17 protein-coding genes are annotated in these 18,377 nt (G+C 63.6%); 9 read left to right on the top strand and 8 right to left on the bottom strand.

The window, feature by feature from the left end; genetic code table 11:
* The first annotated feature begins 20 nt into the window (after positions 1-20).
* A complete protein-coding gene (locus AB8808_RS02095) occupies positions 21-1,178 on the top strand; it encodes a hypothetical protein (RefSeq protein WP_369926335.1) in 1,158 nt (385 codons plus the stop codon).
* A gap of 410 nt (positions 1,179-1,588) precedes the next feature.
* On the opposite strand, the gene AB8808_RS02090 is transcribed toward AB8808_RS02095, so the two are convergent.
* Positions 1,589-4,894, bottom strand: coding sequence for a metallophosphoesterase (locus AB8808_RS02090; protein WP_369926333.1), 3,306 nt, complete (start codon positions 4,892-4,894; stop codon positions 1,589-1,591).
* 880 nt (positions 4,895-5,774) lie between these two features.
* On the opposite strand from AB8808_RS02090, the gene AB8808_RS02085 reads away from it, so the two are divergent.
* Entirely contained in the window at positions 5,775-8,564 is a 2,790-nt protein-coding gene (locus tag AB8808_RS02085; protein ID WP_506193241.1) for an ATP-binding protein, read from the top strand.
* Positions 8,565-8,671: 107 nt separating this feature from the next.
* The gene (locus tag AB8808_RS02080; protein ID WP_369926331.1) at positions 8,672-8,911 is read left to right on the top strand and encodes a hypothetical protein; all 240 of its coding nucleotides are present in this window, start codon (positions 8,672-8,674) and stop codon (positions 8,909-8,911) included.
* A gap of 26 nt (positions 8,912-8,937) precedes the next feature.
* Here AB8808_RS02080 and AB8808_RS02075 read toward each other — a convergent pair whose 3' ends face one another.
* The 5 genes from AB8808_RS02075 to AB8808_RS02055 all read right to left on the bottom strand — a co-directional run bounded on the left by AB8808_RS02075 (position 8,938) and on the right by AB8808_RS02055 (position 11,888).
* Entirely contained in the window at positions 8,938-9,372 is a 435-nt protein-coding gene (locus tag AB8808_RS02075) for a PA2169 family four-helix-bundle protein (protein ID WP_369926330.1), read from the bottom strand.
* 66 nt (positions 9,373-9,438) lie between these two features.
* Complete coding sequence (locus AB8808_RS02070; RefSeq protein WP_369926329.1) at positions 9,439-10,191, bottom strand: DUF2884 family protein; 753 nt, start codon at positions 10,189-10,191, stop codon at positions 9,439-9,441.
* Positions 10,192-10,251: 60 nt separating this feature from the next.
* Positions 10,252-10,791, bottom strand: coding sequence for a hypothetical protein (locus AB8808_RS02065; RefSeq protein ID WP_369926327.1), 540 nt, complete (start codon positions 10,789-10,791; stop codon positions 10,252-10,254).
* Positions 10,792-10,793: 2 nt separating this feature from the next.
* Complete coding sequence (locus AB8808_RS02060) at positions 10,794-11,318, bottom strand: peroxiredoxin (RefSeq protein ID WP_036138060.1); 525 nt, start codon at positions 11,316-11,318, stop codon at positions 10,794-10,796.
* Between the two features lie 111 nt (positions 11,319-11,429).
* Entirely contained in the window at positions 11,430-11,888 is a 459-nt protein-coding gene (locus AB8808_RS02055; RefSeq protein ID WP_285404104.1) for a hypothetical protein, read from the bottom strand.
* A 193-nt stretch (positions 11,889-12,081) separates the two neighbouring features.
* Between AB8808_RS02055 and AB8808_RS02050 the strand changes: the two genes are divergently transcribed.
* Both AB8808_RS02050 and AB8808_RS02045 read left to right on the top strand, forming a co-directional pair.
* Entirely contained in the window at positions 12,082-12,495 is a 414-nt protein-coding gene (locus AB8808_RS02050; RefSeq protein WP_036138066.1) for a universal stress protein, read from the top strand.
* A 71-nt stretch (positions 12,496-12,566) separates the two neighbouring features.
* Positions 12,567-13,388, top strand: a complete 822-nt coding sequence (locus AB8808_RS02045; protein WP_036138068.1) for a ferritin-like domain-containing protein — start codon at positions 12,567-12,569, stop codon at positions 13,386-13,388.
* Here AB8808_RS02045 and AB8808_RS02040 read toward each other — a convergent pair whose 3' ends face one another.
* Entirely contained in the window at positions 13,389-14,093 is a 705-nt protein-coding gene (locus AB8808_RS02040; protein ID WP_369926324.1) for a hypothetical protein, read from the bottom strand.
* Positions 14,094-14,194: 101 nt separating this feature from the next.
* On the opposite strand from AB8808_RS02040, the gene AB8808_RS02035 reads away from it, so the two are divergent.
* On the top strand, positions 14,195-15,454 hold the full coding sequence (locus AB8808_RS02035; protein ID WP_369926322.1) for an MFS transporter: 1,260 nt from the start codon (positions 14,195-14,197) through the stop codon (positions 15,452-15,454).
* Positions 15,455-15,511: 57 nt separating this feature from the next.
* Positions 15,512-16,816, top strand: coding sequence for a thioredoxin fold domain-containing protein (locus AB8808_RS02030; RefSeq protein WP_369926320.1), 1,305 nt, complete (start codon positions 15,512-15,514; stop codon positions 16,814-16,816).
* A gap of 22 nt (positions 16,817-16,838) precedes the next feature.
* Here AB8808_RS02030 and AB8808_RS02025 read toward each other — a convergent pair whose 3' ends face one another.
* Complete coding sequence (locus AB8808_RS02025) at positions 16,839-17,147, bottom strand: DUF3247 family protein (RefSeq protein WP_369926318.1); 309 nt, start codon at positions 17,145-17,147, stop codon at positions 16,839-16,841.
* A 119-nt stretch (positions 17,148-17,266) separates the two neighbouring features.
* Here AB8808_RS02025 and AB8808_RS02020 point away from each other — a divergent pair, with 119 nt between their 5' ends.
* Both AB8808_RS02020 and AB8808_RS02015 read left to right on the top strand, forming a co-directional pair.
* Positions 17,267-17,950, top strand: a complete 684-nt coding sequence (locus AB8808_RS02020) for a glutathione S-transferase (RefSeq protein WP_369926316.1) — start codon at positions 17,267-17,269, stop codon at positions 17,948-17,950.
* A gap of 95 nt (positions 17,951-18,045) precedes the next feature.
* On the top strand, positions 18,046-18,369 hold the full coding sequence (locus AB8808_RS02015) for a hypothetical protein (RefSeq protein ID WP_036138074.1): 324 nt from the start codon (positions 18,046-18,048) through the stop codon (positions 18,367-18,369).
* Positions 18,370-18,377 lie beyond the last annotated feature (8 nt).

The raw sequence follows: 18,377 nt of genomic DNA, 5'->3' as shown, positions 1-18,377 counted from the left end.
TGCATCATTTGAGCGACCTCATGCCTGCATTGATCGCGCGAGCGCGCCGGGTCGAGGCGGTGCTGTCGCTGAATTCGGACGTGTTCAGCGAGCGGCTGCTTGAGGTGCTCGAACGCCGACTGAAGGCGGGCGTGGTCATCCGTTGCTTGCTCATCCATGACCACATCGGATGGGATCGCCGGGTGGTTCGGAGGGTACATGCCCTCGCGCAAGGCTTTCCGCGAACCTTTTATGCGCAGCCCGCCGGCGTTGCGTCAGAGGAGATGTTCAGCCGGTGTGCTATTCAACGCAACGGCAGCTGCATCGCGCTCATCCCGGTGCCCCCCATGCAGCCGACTGAAAGCCCGCCATGGACTCACCGGGCCGTGGTGGTCGAAGATGCCGTGGGCGCGATCCTGCTGGACACGCAGCAGCATGTGGATGCGGTCATCGGCGCGGGCGGATGGGTGCCTGTGGAGGACATCGACCTGGAGGCGCTGGTGCGCTTCGGGGCACGGGCTGATGCACTGGGCCGATTGAAGCGCCTGCGCCGCGCCGGTGGCGGGCCAGGGCCTTCTGGACTAGAGATCTTGGCGGAGTTCGCCACTGTCATGAAGAGTGATCCGTCTGGATCGGGCTTGGTGCAGCAGCGCCGCCAGCGCAAACGTACGATGCAGATTGTGCGGCGACGCATGCTTGAGTTAATTCGTCTCCATGGCTCAGGAGGCAGCAAGTTTTTGCAGCGGCATGATCACCTTCTGGCGCACCATGTGCTGACCCTTCTTGGTTCTGTGAGTGACCACCCCGAACCAACCGCCAGCGTTTCACCCGACGCGCTCTGCGCAGGCCTAGCTGCTTTGGGTGACCCCCACGTCATTGCGCCGGACGAGGCGTTTCGGACGCTCCAGGCCCATCTTGAGACGCCTGAGCGTCTCACCGCGCCACTCATCGCTCTGCTGCTTCACACGCTGAATCCCCGTCGCTTTGCGCCGGTGAGTGCTGTTGCGCTTGAAGGCCTAGCGCTTGGACTCGAGGACAGCCTGACTTGGGATCAGCACCGAACCACAGCCCCTGGTGACTACGCGGAGCATTGCCGCCGTGCTGAGCGTTTGCGCCAAGCACTAAAGCTCGCCGACTTGGCCGATCTGGACGCCTTGCTCCATTATGCAAGCCCACTTCTGTTCATGCACGACGCGTAGCACTTCATGTCTGGCAATACCTTCGTTCGGGAGGCGAGTGATGTTAGAACCTCTCGGGCGCCGGTTCCCACGGCCTCAATCCATTCGAAGCTCCGGCGGAGGCACCGTTGCCGCCGCCAAATTGGCAGGAACACTTCCTCAGGTTTCTGCACCACGGCCAAATGATTTCGAAGGTGACCATCGTGCCCGGCGAGGACGACGACGATACCCTTGAGTTTGAGTTCGGGCCGCCTGACGTCGTGATAAGCCCATTCCGGATGCCCACAAACGAGAAAGACAAAAGCAGCGGCTAGACCGGGCAGGCTTTCCGGCGGACGAATCCACAATCATCATGAGCGCCTCGATGCACGGATCGGAACTTTGTCTGCGGACTTCCGTGTGATTTCACTTGGGCCTTAAAAGATCTTCGCCTAGGCCTTCAGGCTCTGGCCCGACCGGATGACCAAGTACACAACCTCGCGATTCGACCGGAACGATGCGCTACGAAGCTGGCTTTCCAGCAAAGCCAAAGCTTCGGGCGCGTATTTTCTGTCCTCGCCGCCCTTACCTCGCAAATGCCACTTAAATGAGCTGTGACGGAACAAGCTAAGTATATTTCCAATGTCGCCCGTGATCGCAAAGTGGCGCCAAAGGATCTTGTGAGCAAGATTAAAGAGCGTGTCCATCGACTCGTTCAGAAGGTAGTGGTATCCGGCTATGACACCCATCAAGTCCTTGTCGGAAAGTGCTTTACCCCTGGACACAGTGATTTCGCACAGGCGAAACGACGCCCTCATCACATTATAGTCCTCACTGGACGAGCTGCTCGATTCCGCAATAACCTCTCGAGCAAGTTTGACCTGCTCATCATCAGTCCGCGCCTCGTACATGCATGTCAATCGGAGATTATTCGCAATCGTAGTTACGCCGCGCCGCTGCGCCGTTGCGGCAAGCCGAAGCATGCGTTGCATTCTCGCCGGATCACCCACGCTTTCGATACCTAGGATGATCGACTTCGCTTGCAATGCTTCGTTGGAGTTCTTGTCCAGAGCGATGCAATGTTTCGCGTATGAAACGGCATCCGCCATCTTGCCGAGGGATTCAGATGCAAGAGTCAGCGCAATCAGCACTCCGCTTTGTGCAGTATTCGGAATATCAGCCTCTAGGGCCCGCTTGAGATGGACGATTGCCTCTGCATGATTGTCACTCATGCGAAGCGCTCGGCCGAGGAGGGATTCAATATTGGCCCGGCGTTGGTCCTGACCATCGAGATCGCGATAGATTGCTAGGAAGTCCTGGGCCGCCCGAATGAGACTTCCATAGTGTTGTCCATTATGTAGGGCCGTGCAGTAGGCATTGGCAAGAACAGCGGCATTGGCGATGCGTGAGGCCGCACCCACATCGATAGCATCCTTGGCTTCCCGAAGGATAAGCAACGTCGCGTTGTCAATTCTCCACGTTTCGCAGGTGCGCTCGTCAAAACGCATGCCCTTCGGTGGCTTCAGCGATCCGCCTGACCACAGCTCGCCGAAATAAAGAGTTAGCGCATCACGGTTAAGCCTCTGAACTGCATCGGCGGGCAACAAGCCTGTCAAATACTCGCGCACCGGACGCTTCACGACGAGGGCTTTCCCCGAGGTCGCAAACGCGCTGCTCCCCAAGTTAACATTCTCCGTCACATCCACAAGGCCGAGCTCCCGAAGCCGGTGTACGTCTCGGGGAAAGAATGGCTTCGTGTGGTCGAAGCGACGGATCGCATCGAAATACTCCCCGCGCGGGAACAGCGTAAGCACTGAAAGGAGACTGAGTGCTCTGTTTGCCAGGCTCTCTAGCTCATCCTTGAGTTGTGCAATTGTCCCCGCCAGCCCAGGAGGCGGTATCTGTGAACTTGCGGCCTTGCCTACGACGTCGCTGTCGACCAGGTGGAGCCCGTCCAAGCCGAAAAGTTCGACATCCTTGAGCGCTTCGTCGATGCGCGGCGGCAGTCCGTCCGTGTGCCCCATTACTTTTCGCACAAACCCTTCGGTAGCCATCTCGGCACCGCCGGCGGGGTGGTGCTGGATATAGAGCATCACATCAAGTTCGTTCAGGGCCGTCAGCTCGACGACACTGAGAGCAGTCTGCGCGGGGCGCCGCCTCGATCGAAGTACCAATTGTGCATTGGGGCAATACTGAAGCACTGCCTCCGCGAGACCATCGAGGTCCTCCAAGAAACCAATGTTTGCGCTTCCGCCGCCAGTCGCAACCTCGATGTCATCGAAGATGACAACCGCATTGACCTCTTTCGATATTGCATCACAAACTCGTTGGAAGCTCGCTCCAAGGTCGCGAAATATGCCATCAAGCATGCCGTCACGATCGCGATACTGACCGAGATCGAAGATAAAGATCTTTGGCTTGAGTGCCGAGATTTGCTGAAGCATCGCGTCCAGAAATTCGTCGGAGCCAAGCCCCCATTCAGCGACCAACCAAATCATTCTGCGTTTAGAGAGTCCCTCGAGGCCCATCTGCTGTTCGACTACCCGAACGTGCTTGGCCGGCTCCGAGCGCGGCAAAACGCGTCGAAGTGTGTCCAGTACGCCCTGATCGACCTCGACGTCGAATTTTGGCTTGACTGAGGGCATTGCAGGTGTTGCGCCGTCATTGCGGTAACGAATGTCAAATGAACCATCGTCGCCCAGGTTGTACTTCAAGTTCGGAACCAGCTTCCTCGCTCCGTCAACGCCAACAATGTCTTCACGCGGCCACTGACGCATTGTGCGACCTTCGTTGGTCAGGATTATCTGGCCCAGTGAATAGCCATGGATGCGCTCGGTCCTACCGTGCTCAATCCACTCAAGTCCGAACAGCGATGCTCCTTGGAGCAGGGGACTGCCCGAGTAACCGCCTTCCGTGAGCGCGCTCGTGCGTTGCTCGTGCATGTGGCCAAACAGATGGCAATCGAATCGCTGACCGCAATAGATATCGGCCCGCCAAGAGGCGAGGCTGTCCGGATGCAGCCAGCTCTCCGGATGATGCGTGACCAAGAGGTTGACGGCGTGCCTCTTCGTCCAGGAATCTGGATCGTTCTCAGTTAAGGCCATGATCTGGCGGGGGTCGACGTGCAAGCGACCCTTGTAGTCACCATCCCCGACCTGGAGCCACGCACTGTTCAAACCGATGATTCCGATGTGATGTTCGCCTACTATGACTTCAGCAGCGATATCGCCCGGGAGTTCCCCCCGGACAAGCGCAGGGGTGGGAATTGAGGACGCACTAAGCCGCGTCATAAACTGTTCGTAGTTAGAGAACGAACGGCTTGCGAACTCGCGATAGCCTGGCTGCTTTGCCCAAAACGCTTCGGCCGTGCTGGCATCGGACCACCAGGCGCGCATGATCTTGCCGCCCATATCCGTCGCAGGTTGGCGCTCAAGGTCATGATTTCCGGGTACCGGAAAGAGAACTGGGTTAAGTCCCAAATCGCGGAAAACCGCCCAAATTTCTTCAAGTATCGTTAGAAGCTTGTCGTATTCGTCACTGGCCGCACGCTGCACAAGATCGCCCGAGAAGATGACGAGATCGAGTGCTCGGACTCGAGCCAAGAGAAGCTTAAGATCCGCAAAGAAGGCAGTTTTAACGGCCGGCCAGAGCCACGCGTCGGAAGACATGCCAACGTGAAGATCGCTTAGGTGCATGAAGGTGCAGGCCAGTTCGGGAGCTTGGCTTGCGTTGGTCGGGGCTGAGAGTCCGTTCGACATTATGCCGTTACCTGGAGGCGTGGTGCGACACTAGCAAGCAGGGCCGCTCGGCGGTAGGGGTTTCGACGGGCACCGAGGCTGCGACGACTCGATGGCGTCCTCCGAGTGCAGCTCTACAATCCTCTTCGGGCAGCCGCTTTCGCCGACAGGACAGGCGGGTGACTCCCCGATAGAAATCGAGGCGGCGTTCTACAAGCAGCGCGCGGAGACTGTCGTTGCCAGGCCTGGCGTGACGTGTGCGCCCGTTGGTTGGCCACCTTCGGCTGGGTCCGGTGCCAATCGCGGACAAGAGGCTTCCGCAGGAAATTGGTATGTTTTGCGACCTTATTCTGACGTAGTAGAAGACCCAGGAACCGCCAAGCTTCTTATCCGGACGTCAATACGGAACGTCGGTCGTGCAGCAACGACTGCGATACTTTCACTCCGGCGTAGTAGCGACTCCTGTTTCCTACGGACACAGCTCCTTCGGCAAGTTCACCAATTCGCGCGTGACCGTACCCGTCGCAATCGCTCCCGGATAATTGCTCTGAAAACTTATGCGCGAGATGTCCCTTGCACTGCAACTTTATGTGCGAAGTTAATGCAAGCTTATAGGCAAAGGCACCGCCTAAATCATTGATTTCTCGCGAGCGACACTGAACGATTCTCAGCGCAAGGACACCATGTGTTACATCTCTTCGCACGGCGGAGATTACAGTAAAGCTCCGTGCGTGGTCGAAGGAACGCCATGACGCGATTGAGAATGTTGGTCAAATCAAGCTGTATCACGATCGCATGGCAGGCCCTCGTCGGCGTCGCATACGCGGACGGTCACCCACCCCTGGCATCGGCGTCGCAATGGCAGGCCGAAACGCACGCGGCGGACGCCTACGCATGGGCGATGCCCTCAGCACGCGACGATGCACGCCACTCGGATACGCCTGCCATCGACGTGCCGTTGAACGACGAGGAGCGACGCTGGCTGGCCGACCTACCGATACTGCGCATCGGCATCGATCCCACGGCCGCACCGCTGTCGCTGCTCGATCGCGATGGTGAAGCCGACGGCCTCTCCATCGATTACCTGCAAGCGGCCCTCCATGCGCTCGGCGTACGAACCCGCACGGTCGTCACCGCGGACTGGCCGGCGACGGTGCGCGCGGCGTCCGCGGGCGACATCGACCTGCTTGCCGCGGCGTCGCCACGCAACGGCGAACTGGGCAGGCACTTCGTGTTTTCGCAGCCCTATACCGAATTCCCCGTGATGATCGTCACGTGTGAGGCGTTCCCCACCATCGGCGACGTTCACGACCTGTCCGGACGACGCATCGCGGCCAACCTGTCGCAAGGCGCCGTGGCTGCCGCGGTGGCGGCGATACCCGGGGCGATCGCCATCGACGTGAGGACGACGGCGGCGGGACTGCAGGCCGTGGCCGCGGGCGACGCCGATGCCTATGTCGGCGATATCGCCACCGCGGAATTGCAGATCCGACGCGATTATCCGGCGCAACTCAAGCTCGCCGCCCCCACGGACGAGCACGCGGCCCTCACCATGGCCGTCGCCCGCCGTTACGCGCGCCTGGCGTCACTCATCGACCGAGCCCTGGCGCGTATGCCGGAACGTCGTTCGCAGGCCATCCGCAACACCTGGCTGCGCTCGCAGTACACATGGGGCGGATCGTGGAAGGAAATCGCCCGCAAGGCCGGCCCGGCTGGCGCACCTGTCGTGTTGCTGCTGCTGGCCGTGTCCTACGCTTACCTGCGGCTTCGCCGCGAAACACGCCTGCGCCTGCGCAGCGAGGCGCAACTGGCCGACGTGACGCGGCACATGCCGGCCGTCGTCTATCGCTTCCTGTATCGGCAAGGTGGCCCCATCACGTTCGTCTATGTCGGCGGAAACCCCGAACCCATGTTCGGCATCGATGCGGCCACGATCATGGCCGACGAGCGCCGGGCCTTCACGCGCGTGGACGAACGCGACCAGGCCACCCTGCTCGCCGCCATGGCGCACAGCGCCGCAACCCTCGAGCCGTTGCATGCGGAACTGCGTGTGCGCGACAGCAATCCCGAACGCTGGGTCGCCTCGCATGCGCTGCCGCGCACCGTCGCCTGCGGCACCGAGTTCACGGGCTACTGGATCGACATTTCCGAACGCCACCGGCAGTCGGTCCAGTTGGCGGCGGCCAAGCGCGCGGCCGAAGCAGCCACGCAGGCGAAGAGCCTGTTCCTCGCCACGATGAGCCACGAGATCCGCACGCCGATGCACGGCGTCCTGGGCACCCTCGAGATACTGGGCCGGACCGACCTGGAATCCGGGCAGCGACGCATGCTCGAAACCGCGGAAAACTCGGCCGAAGCGCTCCTGCAGATCCTCGACGACATCCTGGATTTCTCGCGGATCGAGGCGGGCCATCTCGCCATCGATCCTGCCCCCGTGGACCTGCGCGAGTTGATCGCGGGCATCGTTGATCTCTTCACCTGGCAAGCCGGACAGAAAGGTCTGCGGATAGCGGCCCATGTCGACCCGCGAGTGGCGCCGGGCGTGATGGTAGACGGCAGTCGTCTTCGCCAGGTCATCGTCAACCTGGTGAGCAATGCGGTGAAGTTCACGGCGCATGGCAGCGTCGATGTACACCTCGATGTCGTCGATGCGGATGACGCCTGCCAGCGGCTGCGCTTCCGTGTGACCGATACCGGCATGGGCATCGCCGAAGCGGATGTGGCTCACCTGTTCTCTCCCTTCAGCCAGGCCGAGGCGTCGATCACCCGTCGCTTCGGTGGCAGCGGGCTGGGGCTGGCGATCTGCCGACGCCTCGTCGAACTGCTAGGCGGGCATATCGCCATGAGCGGCCTGCCCGGGGTAGGTACGAAGGTCACGGTGGAATGCGTGCTGCCTTTGGCCGTGATGCCTGCGCACGCCGTGCCGCCGCCCCAGGATCGAAGGGTGACGACGACAATCGCCCGGAACGTGCTGGTCGCCGAGGACCACCCCATCAATCGGGAACTGGTGGCGGCCCAACTCCAGCGCCTTGGGCATCGCTGCCGTATCGCGGTAGACGGCGCCGACGCACTGGCCATTGCCGGCACATGGCCAGTGGATGTGCTGCTCACGGACCTGCACATGCCCGGCATGGACGGCCACGCGCTGATCCGGGCCCTGCGTGAGCGCGGTGCCACCCTGCGCATCGTGGTCATGACCGCGGACGTCATGATGAGCGAACGCGAACGCTGCATGGAGGCGGGTGCCGATGCGTTCGTGACCAAGCCCCTCCGGCTCGCCGCCTTGCGCGAGGCGCTGGCTCCCGTTTCCTCCGGCGTCGCCGGCAAAGATGAGGAATGGACCGGCGAGGTCGACGCGTGGGATGTCGATCTGTGGCGCGACATGTTTGGTAACCTCACCGCCATGCCAGCCATGATCGATCGTTTCGAGGCCGATCTCGACGACGCGATGGATCGCCTCCGCGCATCGGCGACGGCGGACACGGCAGCCGGTCACCTGCATCGCATCCTGGGCGGCATGCGGGTTTTCGGCGCCTCAGCCGAGGCGTCGCACCTGGAAATGCTGGAGACCCGGCTCCGCGTCGAGGCGACCCGGGCCGATGCCATGCTCCGGCTGGCCTGCGTCCACGACATGCTGCGTCGCTTCGTCGGACGCTTGCGGGGCGCGGTGGCGCGACAGCTCACGGATTGAGTTTTTGCTCAAAAAATATCGGGATTTTTCAGAATTGTCTGATTAACCTCGCTGCCGCCATGCACCACCCTTCCCGATAAGCAAACCACACCACGGGGGATGGCATCATGCGCAGACCGGCTATCGAGTACCACATCGCCCAGACGGGCGAGTGCTGGGGCATCTACCGCGAGGGCACGCAGATTGCGGTGCGGTCCGATCCAGCGGATGCGATCGCGTTCGCCAACTACTTCGCCGACAGGGAAACCTTGCTGGGTTTTCGACGGGTACGCGTCTCTGCAGACACCGTCATGCATCGTACGCTTCGCGACATGCGCGCGATCAACCACCTGCGCGCAGTGGCCTGAATACCGGCAACCGGCTTGGCGGCTCCTCAGCGGCCGGTTGCGCCGCCAAGGTTGCTCATGTCCAGATGAAGCAGGCGCAGGCGCGCGATATGCCTGCCCACCGTCGCCCGGTCGCCAGACGACGCCTCCAGCTTGAGGAAAGCGTCCAGCAGGCGACGCTCCATCTGCTCCAGGGTACGAATCCAGGTCACGTCAGGGTCGTGGGAGAGCTTGACGGACGCCTCGACCACGGTACGCCTGACTCCACTCATGGCACCACCAGCCAGCGCGGGTTTCCCGCCGGTAGCGGACACCTGGCCCTGAAGGTCGCCAGCGATAGCGTTCAGTGAGTCGGCCGATTCTTCGAGGATGGCCTTGAGGCCGGGTTCCCTGACGCCCCGTGACGCCTGGCGATACAGATCGCGGTCCGCTATGACGCGGCGGATCAGCCCATTCACGACACGGATCGAAGTACGTTCCATGGGGAGGACGTTAGACCTCCTGGACTTAGCCGGTCATAAATGCCGGCAATTTTGGTCAGCTTGGGGTCATTCGCCGCTTTCGAGCAGCAGTAACGGATGACCCGAAGCGTCGTGCAGGCCCGATTGCAGGTCCAGAAGTTGCTGGACGGAAGGGCACAGCGCCTGCACGCGCGGCCTCAGCGCCGTTTCCACCCGAGCGAGAACGCGCGCCTGCCCGCCGCTGGATACCGCAGCCACGCGATCTCGCAGGGCGGCGGCTCCCTGCAAGTCACCGTTCATCGCCAGTTGCATGGCTTCACCACCTACGTCCTCCGTGAGGATGGGCGTGATATCCGACACGATCTCCTGGGCGTAGGCGCGCATGGCGTCCTCCTGCCAGTCGCGGGTGCTCTGGCTGGCGGCGATGCGCCGCTTGATGTCGGTGACCCGCGCGGACAGTGCGCGGTCGAGGTCGCCACTGGCGGCCGCCCCCGGCGCGGCCGTGGCGGCTTCGTCACGCACCCCCTTGGCCGCGATGTCCACGCCATCGCTGGCCAGGCTCTTGGCCTTGGGTACCAGCAGGCGGACGTTGCGCTCGAAAAGTGCCACGCGATCCTGCTCGTCGGGCCGTAGCGCCACGCTCCTGCCATCGGTGACAAGGGTGCCGTCCTGCATGCGGACGCTGCGCGGAGCCCCCTGCGCACGATCGAATACCAGGGAGTCCGGACGGACGGTCAGGTCGTAACTGCTTGCGATGCGGCAGCTATGGTCGATGTCCTGGGCCGTCGCGGCGCCGGCGAATCCGACGGCGAGGGCGAGAACGAGCAGGCGTGCGGTCATGGATACATCCCGGCTAAAGCCATTCGATAGCGTCGGCGGGGCGAATGGCCGCTGAACCGGTCAGAGCGCAGGCACCATGAACTGCTGGCGCACACGCAGGCTGCCCAGCGCCCAGGCCAGCCACGCCAGCAGCGGTACCGAGACCACTTTCAGCACCACACCCGCCAGCATGATGCTGCGTTGGCGACCCGCCACCATCACGAGGTCCGGCGGCAAGCCGGCCTGCCCGAGTACGATGCCCAGCTGCTGCCACTGTCCGTAGGCGAACCATGCCGTGTAGGCGGCCCACACCATAAGCAGCAGCGCCACGATACGCATGGCGCCACGTGCCCAGTCGCGCCAGCGCAGGGTGGACAACGTGACGACGATGATCGCGAACGCCGCCAGCGTGTAGCCCAGCGACCACAGCAGTGCGATGCGGGGGTCGGGACCACCCGCCACCGCCGCGGTGCTCATCGTGCCCACGGCCTGGCCGAAGACGAAGCCGGCATAGGCATTGACCACGAAGCCGGCCGCGGCCAGCAGCATCACCAGCCAGACGACAATGCGCCACGGCGCGAATGGACGGGCGTGACGGGCGCCCCGGGCGGCTTGGAACACGCTCAGGCACCCGCCTTCTTGAACTGGTCGAGGTCGGAAAGCACCTGGCCGGAGTTCTTTTCGGGATCGACATCCTTGTAGACCTTGACGATCTTGCCCGCGGGATCGATCAGGAAGGTCTCGCGGCGGGCGTACTTCATGCCAAGCGTCTTGTTCAGCACATCGTATTTGACGGCCGTGGCGCCATCGGCGTCGGACAGCAGGGGGAACGGCACGTGGTACTTCTCGGCGAACTCGGCATGCGACTTCACATCGTCCAGGCTGACGCCGACCACGTCCGCACCGGCCTTGTGCAGCTTGGCGATGTCGTCGCGGAAGGTGCAGACCTCGGTGGTGCAACCGGCGGTGAAGTCCTTCGGATAGAAATACATGACCAGCCACTTACCCTTGTGGGTATCCAGGGTATGCCAGTCGCCCTTCTGGTCCTGGAGGCGGAAATCGGGCGCCTTGTCACCGACGACGGGGGCGGCGGCCCAGGCCGCGAAGGTAACCAGGGACAGGGCGATAACGCTGAGGAGGCGACGCATGGGCAAACCTCGAAGGACGGGAAAGGTCACGAGTGTATCGGCGATGGCCGGGGAAAAGTCATAAAAAAAGGGCACCCCGTGGGGTGCCCTTCAGGAGTCGCGGCGCTTGGCTTACTTGCCCAGGCGCTCGATCTCGAACTTGCTCAGGTCCACGCCGAGGTTGAAGCCGCGGCCCGTGCCGGTAACGGCCAGCGACACTTCACCCTTGGTCATGGCGGCGCTTTCGGCGCTCTTCACGACACCGGCGTTGGCGCCGCCGGAGGCGTACTCACCGAAGATCTCGCTGATGCCCTTGACGTTGGTGAACTCGCCCTTGCCGCCTTCGATGCTGAACTTTCCGGCGGTCAGACCACCACCGCGCACGTGGATCATCACGTCGGCGCTCTGGCCGTTGTCGCAGCGCACGTGGCCGCGGCCGTCGGCCTTCTTGTAGATGGCCGCCCAGCCGGTGGTGCTGAAGGTCATGTGGCACTTGGTCGCGGCGGTGGACTCCGCGCGTGCCGGCTGCACCGTGAAAGCACCTGCCGCCGCCACTGCAATAATGGCCATACCCGCGATGCGCTTGATCATGTTCGTTCTCCGTAAGAAAGAGTGGCAGGGACTGTGTGAGGGCGGATTCTCCGCTCACGAATGTGAAGAAACACGGAGCACTCGAACGCTTGTTCATGTAGGCGCCGGTTATGTGCACAGGCGGTGAACCGCTTGGTGGGTCGCCGCGACCGACCTACCATCGACTCGTGCCTTCACCCAGAGGAATGCTCCCATGCCCAAGAAGATCCTTGTCGGCTACGACGGCTCCGAAACCGCCCGCCGGGCCTTCCACTTCGCCATCGAACTGGCCACCTGCGCCCAGGCCAGCGTGCACGTGGTGTCCGTCCGGCAGCTCGAAAACGGCGCCGATACAGCTGCCCTGCTGATGAGCGACAACGGCGCCGAGCAGCTCGACGCCTTGCGAGCCGAGATCGCCGCCCTGCATGGCGGCGACGGCCTGGACGTGGTGGTGGACATGGTCCACGGCACGCCCGGCGACGCCCTGCTCGCCTACGTCGCCCAACACGGCGCGGACCATATCGTCATCGGGCACACCGAGCGCGGCGCCCTGGCCCGCTGGCTGGTGGGCTCCACCGCCACCGATGTACTCGCCAGGGCGCATGTGCCGGTGACCGTGGTGCGCTAATCGCCCGGCTTTGTCACAATTCGGCAACGCCCACGGGGGCGACATGCTTAAGCGATCGAGGAACACCCTAAGTGAGCTACGCCGCCACCTTGCCATGGACGCTCGAAAAACTGGATTTCTCACGTATCGACGTCGAGAAGGTCAGGCACAACGAAGACCTCTTCCTCCTGCTGTGCAGCTCGTCTTTCGTCGAGAGCGGTTCCGACCTGTACACGCACAACCTGGTCGACCACTTCGCCGGTGACGACGAACTGCAATCCTGGCTGCGCGACCACTGGGAGCACGAGGAGATGCAGCACGGGCGCGCACTGGCCGCCTACGTGCGGCACGTGTGGCCCGACTTCGACTGGGACGAAGGCTTCAGGAACTTCTTCGCGCACTACGGCTCGGTATGCACGGCCGAGGAACTGGAACCCGACCGTGGCCTCGAACTGGCGGCGCGTTGCGTCGTCGAGACCGGCACGGCCAGCCTCTATCGCGCCCTCAACGATGTCACCGATGAACCCGTGCTGCGGGAACTGACCAACTACATCAAGAGCGACGAGGTGCGGCATTACAAGCACTTCTACCAGCACTTCCGCATCTACCGGCAGCGCGACGGCATCGGCCGCTTCCGCACGCTGCGCGTGCTGCTGAAACGGCTGAACGAGATCAAGAACGAGGACAGCGATATCGCGCTGCGCCACGTCTTCAACGTGCGCTACCCCGACAAGGCCACGGACGACGCGGAGTTCCGCCGCGTGATCGGCCGTGCCGAAGGGCTGCTCAAGCGCCATATCCCCGCCGAGATGACGGTAAAGATGCTATTGCGTCCGCTGGACCTCCCGGCCCGGGTCAACGCCATGCTGGAATGGCCGCTGACCCGGATCACCGAGAAGCTGTTCCTGCACTGATCACTTCTTCTTCGGCAACGGCGTCCACTTGTCGTTGTCGAAACCGCCCGTCTCGAAGGTGAGCGTGGTCTCACCGCGGCTTACCGTCACCACGTCGATGGTGAGCCGCTTCGTCTTCGCCAGGTCCTTCAGGAAGGCGGCGTCGTTGCGGAACAGCAGCGCTGGCTCGCCGGTGGGCGGACGGAACGCCTTGATCGTCTTCGCCTTGCCGTCGAAGGTGGCCTTGAGGGTGCAATCGCCCTTGCAGACGAAGCCCTTGCCGGCAGTGGCATACAGGAACACGCTCTGCCCCCAGGCGGTGTGCCGCCGCAGGATCAGGCGTACGCTTTCCTCGCCGGACGGTCGGCTGGACGTGATCGTCGCGGTGCTCTGGGTTCCCCCCTGCATCGGCGAGGTCTGGTACAGCCACAACGCCGACAGCCGGGCCTTCTCGCTGGCCTCCTTGTAACCCGACTCCAGCCCGGCAAGGGTTTTGCCAACCTCGGCCGCGGCCGGGGTGTCCGGATAGTTGTCGACGATCTCGTGACCGAGCTGCACGGCGGGTCCGTCGTTGTGCAGCTTGAGCAACTGGCGATAGGTCTCCAGTTTCTTGGCCGCCTCGTCGGCCCGTGACGTCGCCGCCGGTGCCGTGGGTGCCGGGTCGGACGGGGAGGAACACGCGGCCAGCAGGGCGGTGGCGGCGAGGAGGGTGGCGATTCGGCGCATGATCTTGCGATTCCGACAGGGAAGGACCCTAGCTTCGCCGCAGGAACCGCCGGTGGCAAGGCGGCAGGTAGACTGGCGCAAGCCTTCGAAGGAAACGCTTCATGTCGTCCACGCCGCCGGCGCCCGAGCGCCTGATGCACCATCGCGCCTTCCTGCAGTTCTGGTTCGCCAAGAACGCCTCCAGCTTCGCGTTCCAGATGATGTCGGTGGCGGTGGGCTGGCAGGTCTACGAGATCACGGGGCGGGCGCTGGACCTGGGGCTGATCGGCCTCGCGCAGTTCGTGCCTTCGGTAGTGCTCGCCCTGCCCGCGGGCCATGTGGCCGACCAGTTCGACCGGCGCCGCATCGTCACCCTCTGCCAGGCGATCGAATGGCTGGCCATCGCCGCACTCGCCGTGCTCAGTTTTACCGGGCGGCTCCACGAGGCCGGCATCCTGGCCCTGGTCTTCGTCATCGGCGTGGGCAAGGCGTTCGAGTTCCCGGCCCTGCAATCCATGCTGCCCGCCATCGTGCCCACGCATGTGCTGCCCCGGGCCATGGCCTCCACGGCCGCGGCCGGCGAGGCGGCGATGATCGTCGGACCCGCGCTGGGTGGCCTGCTCTACATCGCCGGCCCTGCCACGGTGTATGGCGTGTCGGCCGTGCTCTACCTTGTCGCCATCGTACTCATGTCGCGCCTGTCCTACGACCATGCGCCGCCGAAGCGCGAGCCGGCCACGCTGAAAAGCGTCTTCGCCGGCGTGCACTTCATCCGCCACCGGCCCGCCGTGCTGGGCGTGATCTCGCTCGACCTGTTCGCGGTGTTGCTGGGCGGCGCCACCGCGCTCCTGCCGATCTTCGCCAAGGACATCCTGCACACCGGTCCCTGGGGCCTCGGCCTGTTGCGTGCCGCCCCCGCGGTCGGCTCCCTGCTGATGTCGATCTGGCTGTCGCGGAATACGCTTGAGCGCCGCGTCGGACCCATCATGTTCGCCTCCGTGGCAGGCTTCGGCCTGTCCACGCTGGTGTTCGCGGTGTCGACATCGCTATGGCTGTCGGTCGGCGCGCTGTTCGCGCTGGGCGCCTTCGACATGGTCAGCATGGTGATTCGCGGCGCACTCGTGCAGTTGGAGACACCCGACGACATGCGCGGCCGAGTCAGTGCCGTCAATGCCATCTTCATCAATACCTCCAACCAGCTCGGCGAATTCGAGTCCGGCATCCTCGCCGCTGCGCTGGGGGCCGTGAACGCCACTCTCATCGGCGGCATCGGCACCCTGGTGGTGGTGGGGCTATGGATGTGGTGGTTCCCTTCGCTACGCCGGCGCCAGGGGCTCGTCTCCGAACCGACACCGATCGAGGGCGCCAGCGGCACGATCTGACACGCCCGCCGAAACGTGTTATTAGGGACGTCTATACCGCCAAAGGGGATGCCCGCCATGAAGCGCCTGCTCGCCACCAGCCTTCTCGCCCTTGCCGGGCCGGCTTTCGCCGGCCACCAGGGCCCCGCCAGCCTGGACGCCGCCCTGGCGCAGGGCAAGCGAGAGCACAAGCCGGTGCTCGTCGATTTCCAGGCGGTGTGGTGCTACTCGTGCTACTTCATGGCCAGCCACGTGCTCAACGGCAAGGAGTGGACCGACCTCAACACCAAGGTGGTGTTCTACGAAGCCGATGCCGACCAGCCCGCGGACAAGGCCTGGATGACGAAGTGGAACGTGCACTTCCTGCCGACCTACGTGGCCATCGGCCCTGATGGCGAAGAACTCGGCCGCATCCTGGCCGAGCGCCCGCGCGACGTCTTCTACAAGGAGGTCGACGGACTGCTTTCCGGTGACGCGCGCCTGTCGAAGCAAAAAGCGAACGCCAGCAAGGGATCGATGGCGGCGGTCGCCGACGTGCTGGATACCTACCAGCAGCGTTACCAGGGCACGGAAGGCATGGCCTGGTTCGACACCTTGCCGCCGCTGGTACGCAACGTGTCCGACAAGGACAAACGCGTCGCCCTCGCCAAGCAGCGCCTGCTGCTTCTGCAAGCCAAGGACAAGAAGGCCAATCCCGCCATCGCGGCCGCGGCGAAGACCATCCTCGCCGGCGATATCGGTTGCGATCGACCCTACGTGCTCGACGACCTCCTCGAGGCCACGGCGGCCAACTACCCCGAGTCACGACAGGCGGCCCTGACCCCGCAAAAGGCGCCTTACGAGACCTTCCTCGCCACGCAGGTATTCACCGCCACGCCTGCCTGCGCCGACCAGCGCAGCGCCGTGCTCACGGCCGCCGACCTCGATGCCGCACTGAACGACGCCGCCGGCGAGCAGGCCGTGCTGCGCAAGGCGATCGACCTCAGCCGCGAGAAACTGCACGGCGACCTGAAGAGCGACCGCAACGTCGCCGACAACCTGCGCGTGTACCTGGTCCGCGCCAAGGCCGGCGCCGAACTGGATACCTTCGAGAAGCAGCTCATTGCCGCCTATCCGGACGACTACGTCTACAGCTACCGCTACGGCAAGCGCCTGGTGGAGTCGGGCGATGCCGCAGGCGGCCTGCCCTACCTCGATGAGGCGGCCAGGAAAGCTTATGGAGCCAATCGCATCAGCGTGGCGACCTATCGCGTCAAGGCGCTGAAGGCGCTGCACCGCGACGCGGAGGCGAAGAAGGTGGTCGCCGATACCGTGGCCACCGAGGGCAAGGCGTTCCCCGAGCAGACGAAAAAGCTCCGCGAGTCGCTCACCGCGGCGGGCTGATACCGACGCACCGCGCCGTCAGTCAGCTTTGCGACGTGCCGTAGACCACCGAGTCCAGGTGCTCCACCCGGGCGATCGTGTCCAACGGCACGGTCGCCGACCATGCGGGCCGTGCCGCATCGACCAGCTTCACGACGCCGTTGATGCCCTCGGTGCCCTCCGCATCGACAAAAGTCTGCACCGTAGGCACCACGGCGACCATGCCGGTCAGGCTCGATCCATCCCGCAGGTGCAGGGTCACTTTCGCATTGTCGCGCAACTCGGCGATCAGGGCATGCAGGCGATCGATCTCCCCCGCGCCCTGATGGATCGTTTCGGCTTCACGGCTCATGGCAAGGTTCCTGTTGGACGACATGAACGCCGACGCTACTCCGCGCGCGTCGATGGAATGTCTACATCGCCTGCATCGCACGCTGCTACCCTGCCGGCTCCTCTCCACGAGATGTCGCCATGATCACGGTCCATCACCTGAACAACTCGCGCTCGCAGCGCGTCCTCTGGCTGCTGGAAGAGCTGGGCCTGCCCTACGAGATCGTGAGCTACGAGCGCGACCCGAAAACGATGCTGGCACCGAAGTCGCTGCGCGCCATCCACCCGCTCGGCAAGTCGCCCATCGTGGTCGACGGCGATATCACCGTGGCGGAGTCCGGTGCGATCGTGGAGTACCTGGTGGACCGCTATGGCGAGGGGCGCCTCAGGCCCGCGGCCGGCACGGCAGACGCGCGGCGCTACACGTATTTCCTGCACTACGCGGAAGGCTCGGCAATGCCTCCGCTGCTGCTGAAGCTGGTTTTCATACGGATGGAAACGGCGCCCGTGCCGTTCTTCGCCAAGCCCGTGGCACGCCTGATGGCCAAGGGCGCGCAGAAGACCTTCATCGATCCGCAGCTCAACCTGCACCTGGACTACCTGGAAAACGAACTGGGCGCGTCGGGCTGGTTTGCCGGAGACGACTTCACCGCCGCGGATATCCAGATGAGTTTTCCGCTGGAAGCGGCGGCGAGTCGCGGCGGCCTGGACGCCTCGCGCCCACGACTGACCGGCTTCCTGGCACGCATCCACGCCCGTCCGGCCTACCAGGCCGCACTGAAACGCGGCGGCGACTACGATTTTGCGCCGAAGCCGACCGGCTGAATCGCGGCTCAACCGACCGGCGCGTATTTACACCTTGCTCACGGGGGCGCCCTCACAGTCGGTTCCCGTACGAATCACATGACGAGGGATCCACCATGAGCAGAAATCGCGAGTTTGCGCGTCAGGTCGAAAGCACCGTCAACGATGTGTCGGGACGCGTCCGTCACTATGCCGACGAGGCTCACGGCGCCGGTAGCGACCTGCTCGACCGCACCCGCCGCATCACCAACAAGTTCGCCAGCCAGAGCACCAGCAAGCGGGCGCGTTACATGGCTGAAGACCTCGCCGACGAGGCCAGCTACCAGTACCGCCGTCTGCGCAAGCAGGTTCGCCGCAATCCGGGCGTCACCATCGGCATCGCCGCCGCCGCGATCGGCACGTTCCTGCTGATCCGCCACGCGCTGCGCAGCGACGACTGATCTTCCGC

The sequence above is a fragment of the Xanthomonas sp. NCPPB 2632 genome (assembly GCF_041228075.2).
GTDB lineage: Bacteria > Pseudomonadota > Gammaproteobacteria > Xanthomonadales > Rhodanobacteraceae > Luteibacter.
This window is presented reverse-complemented; position numbering and strand designations above follow the sequence as displayed.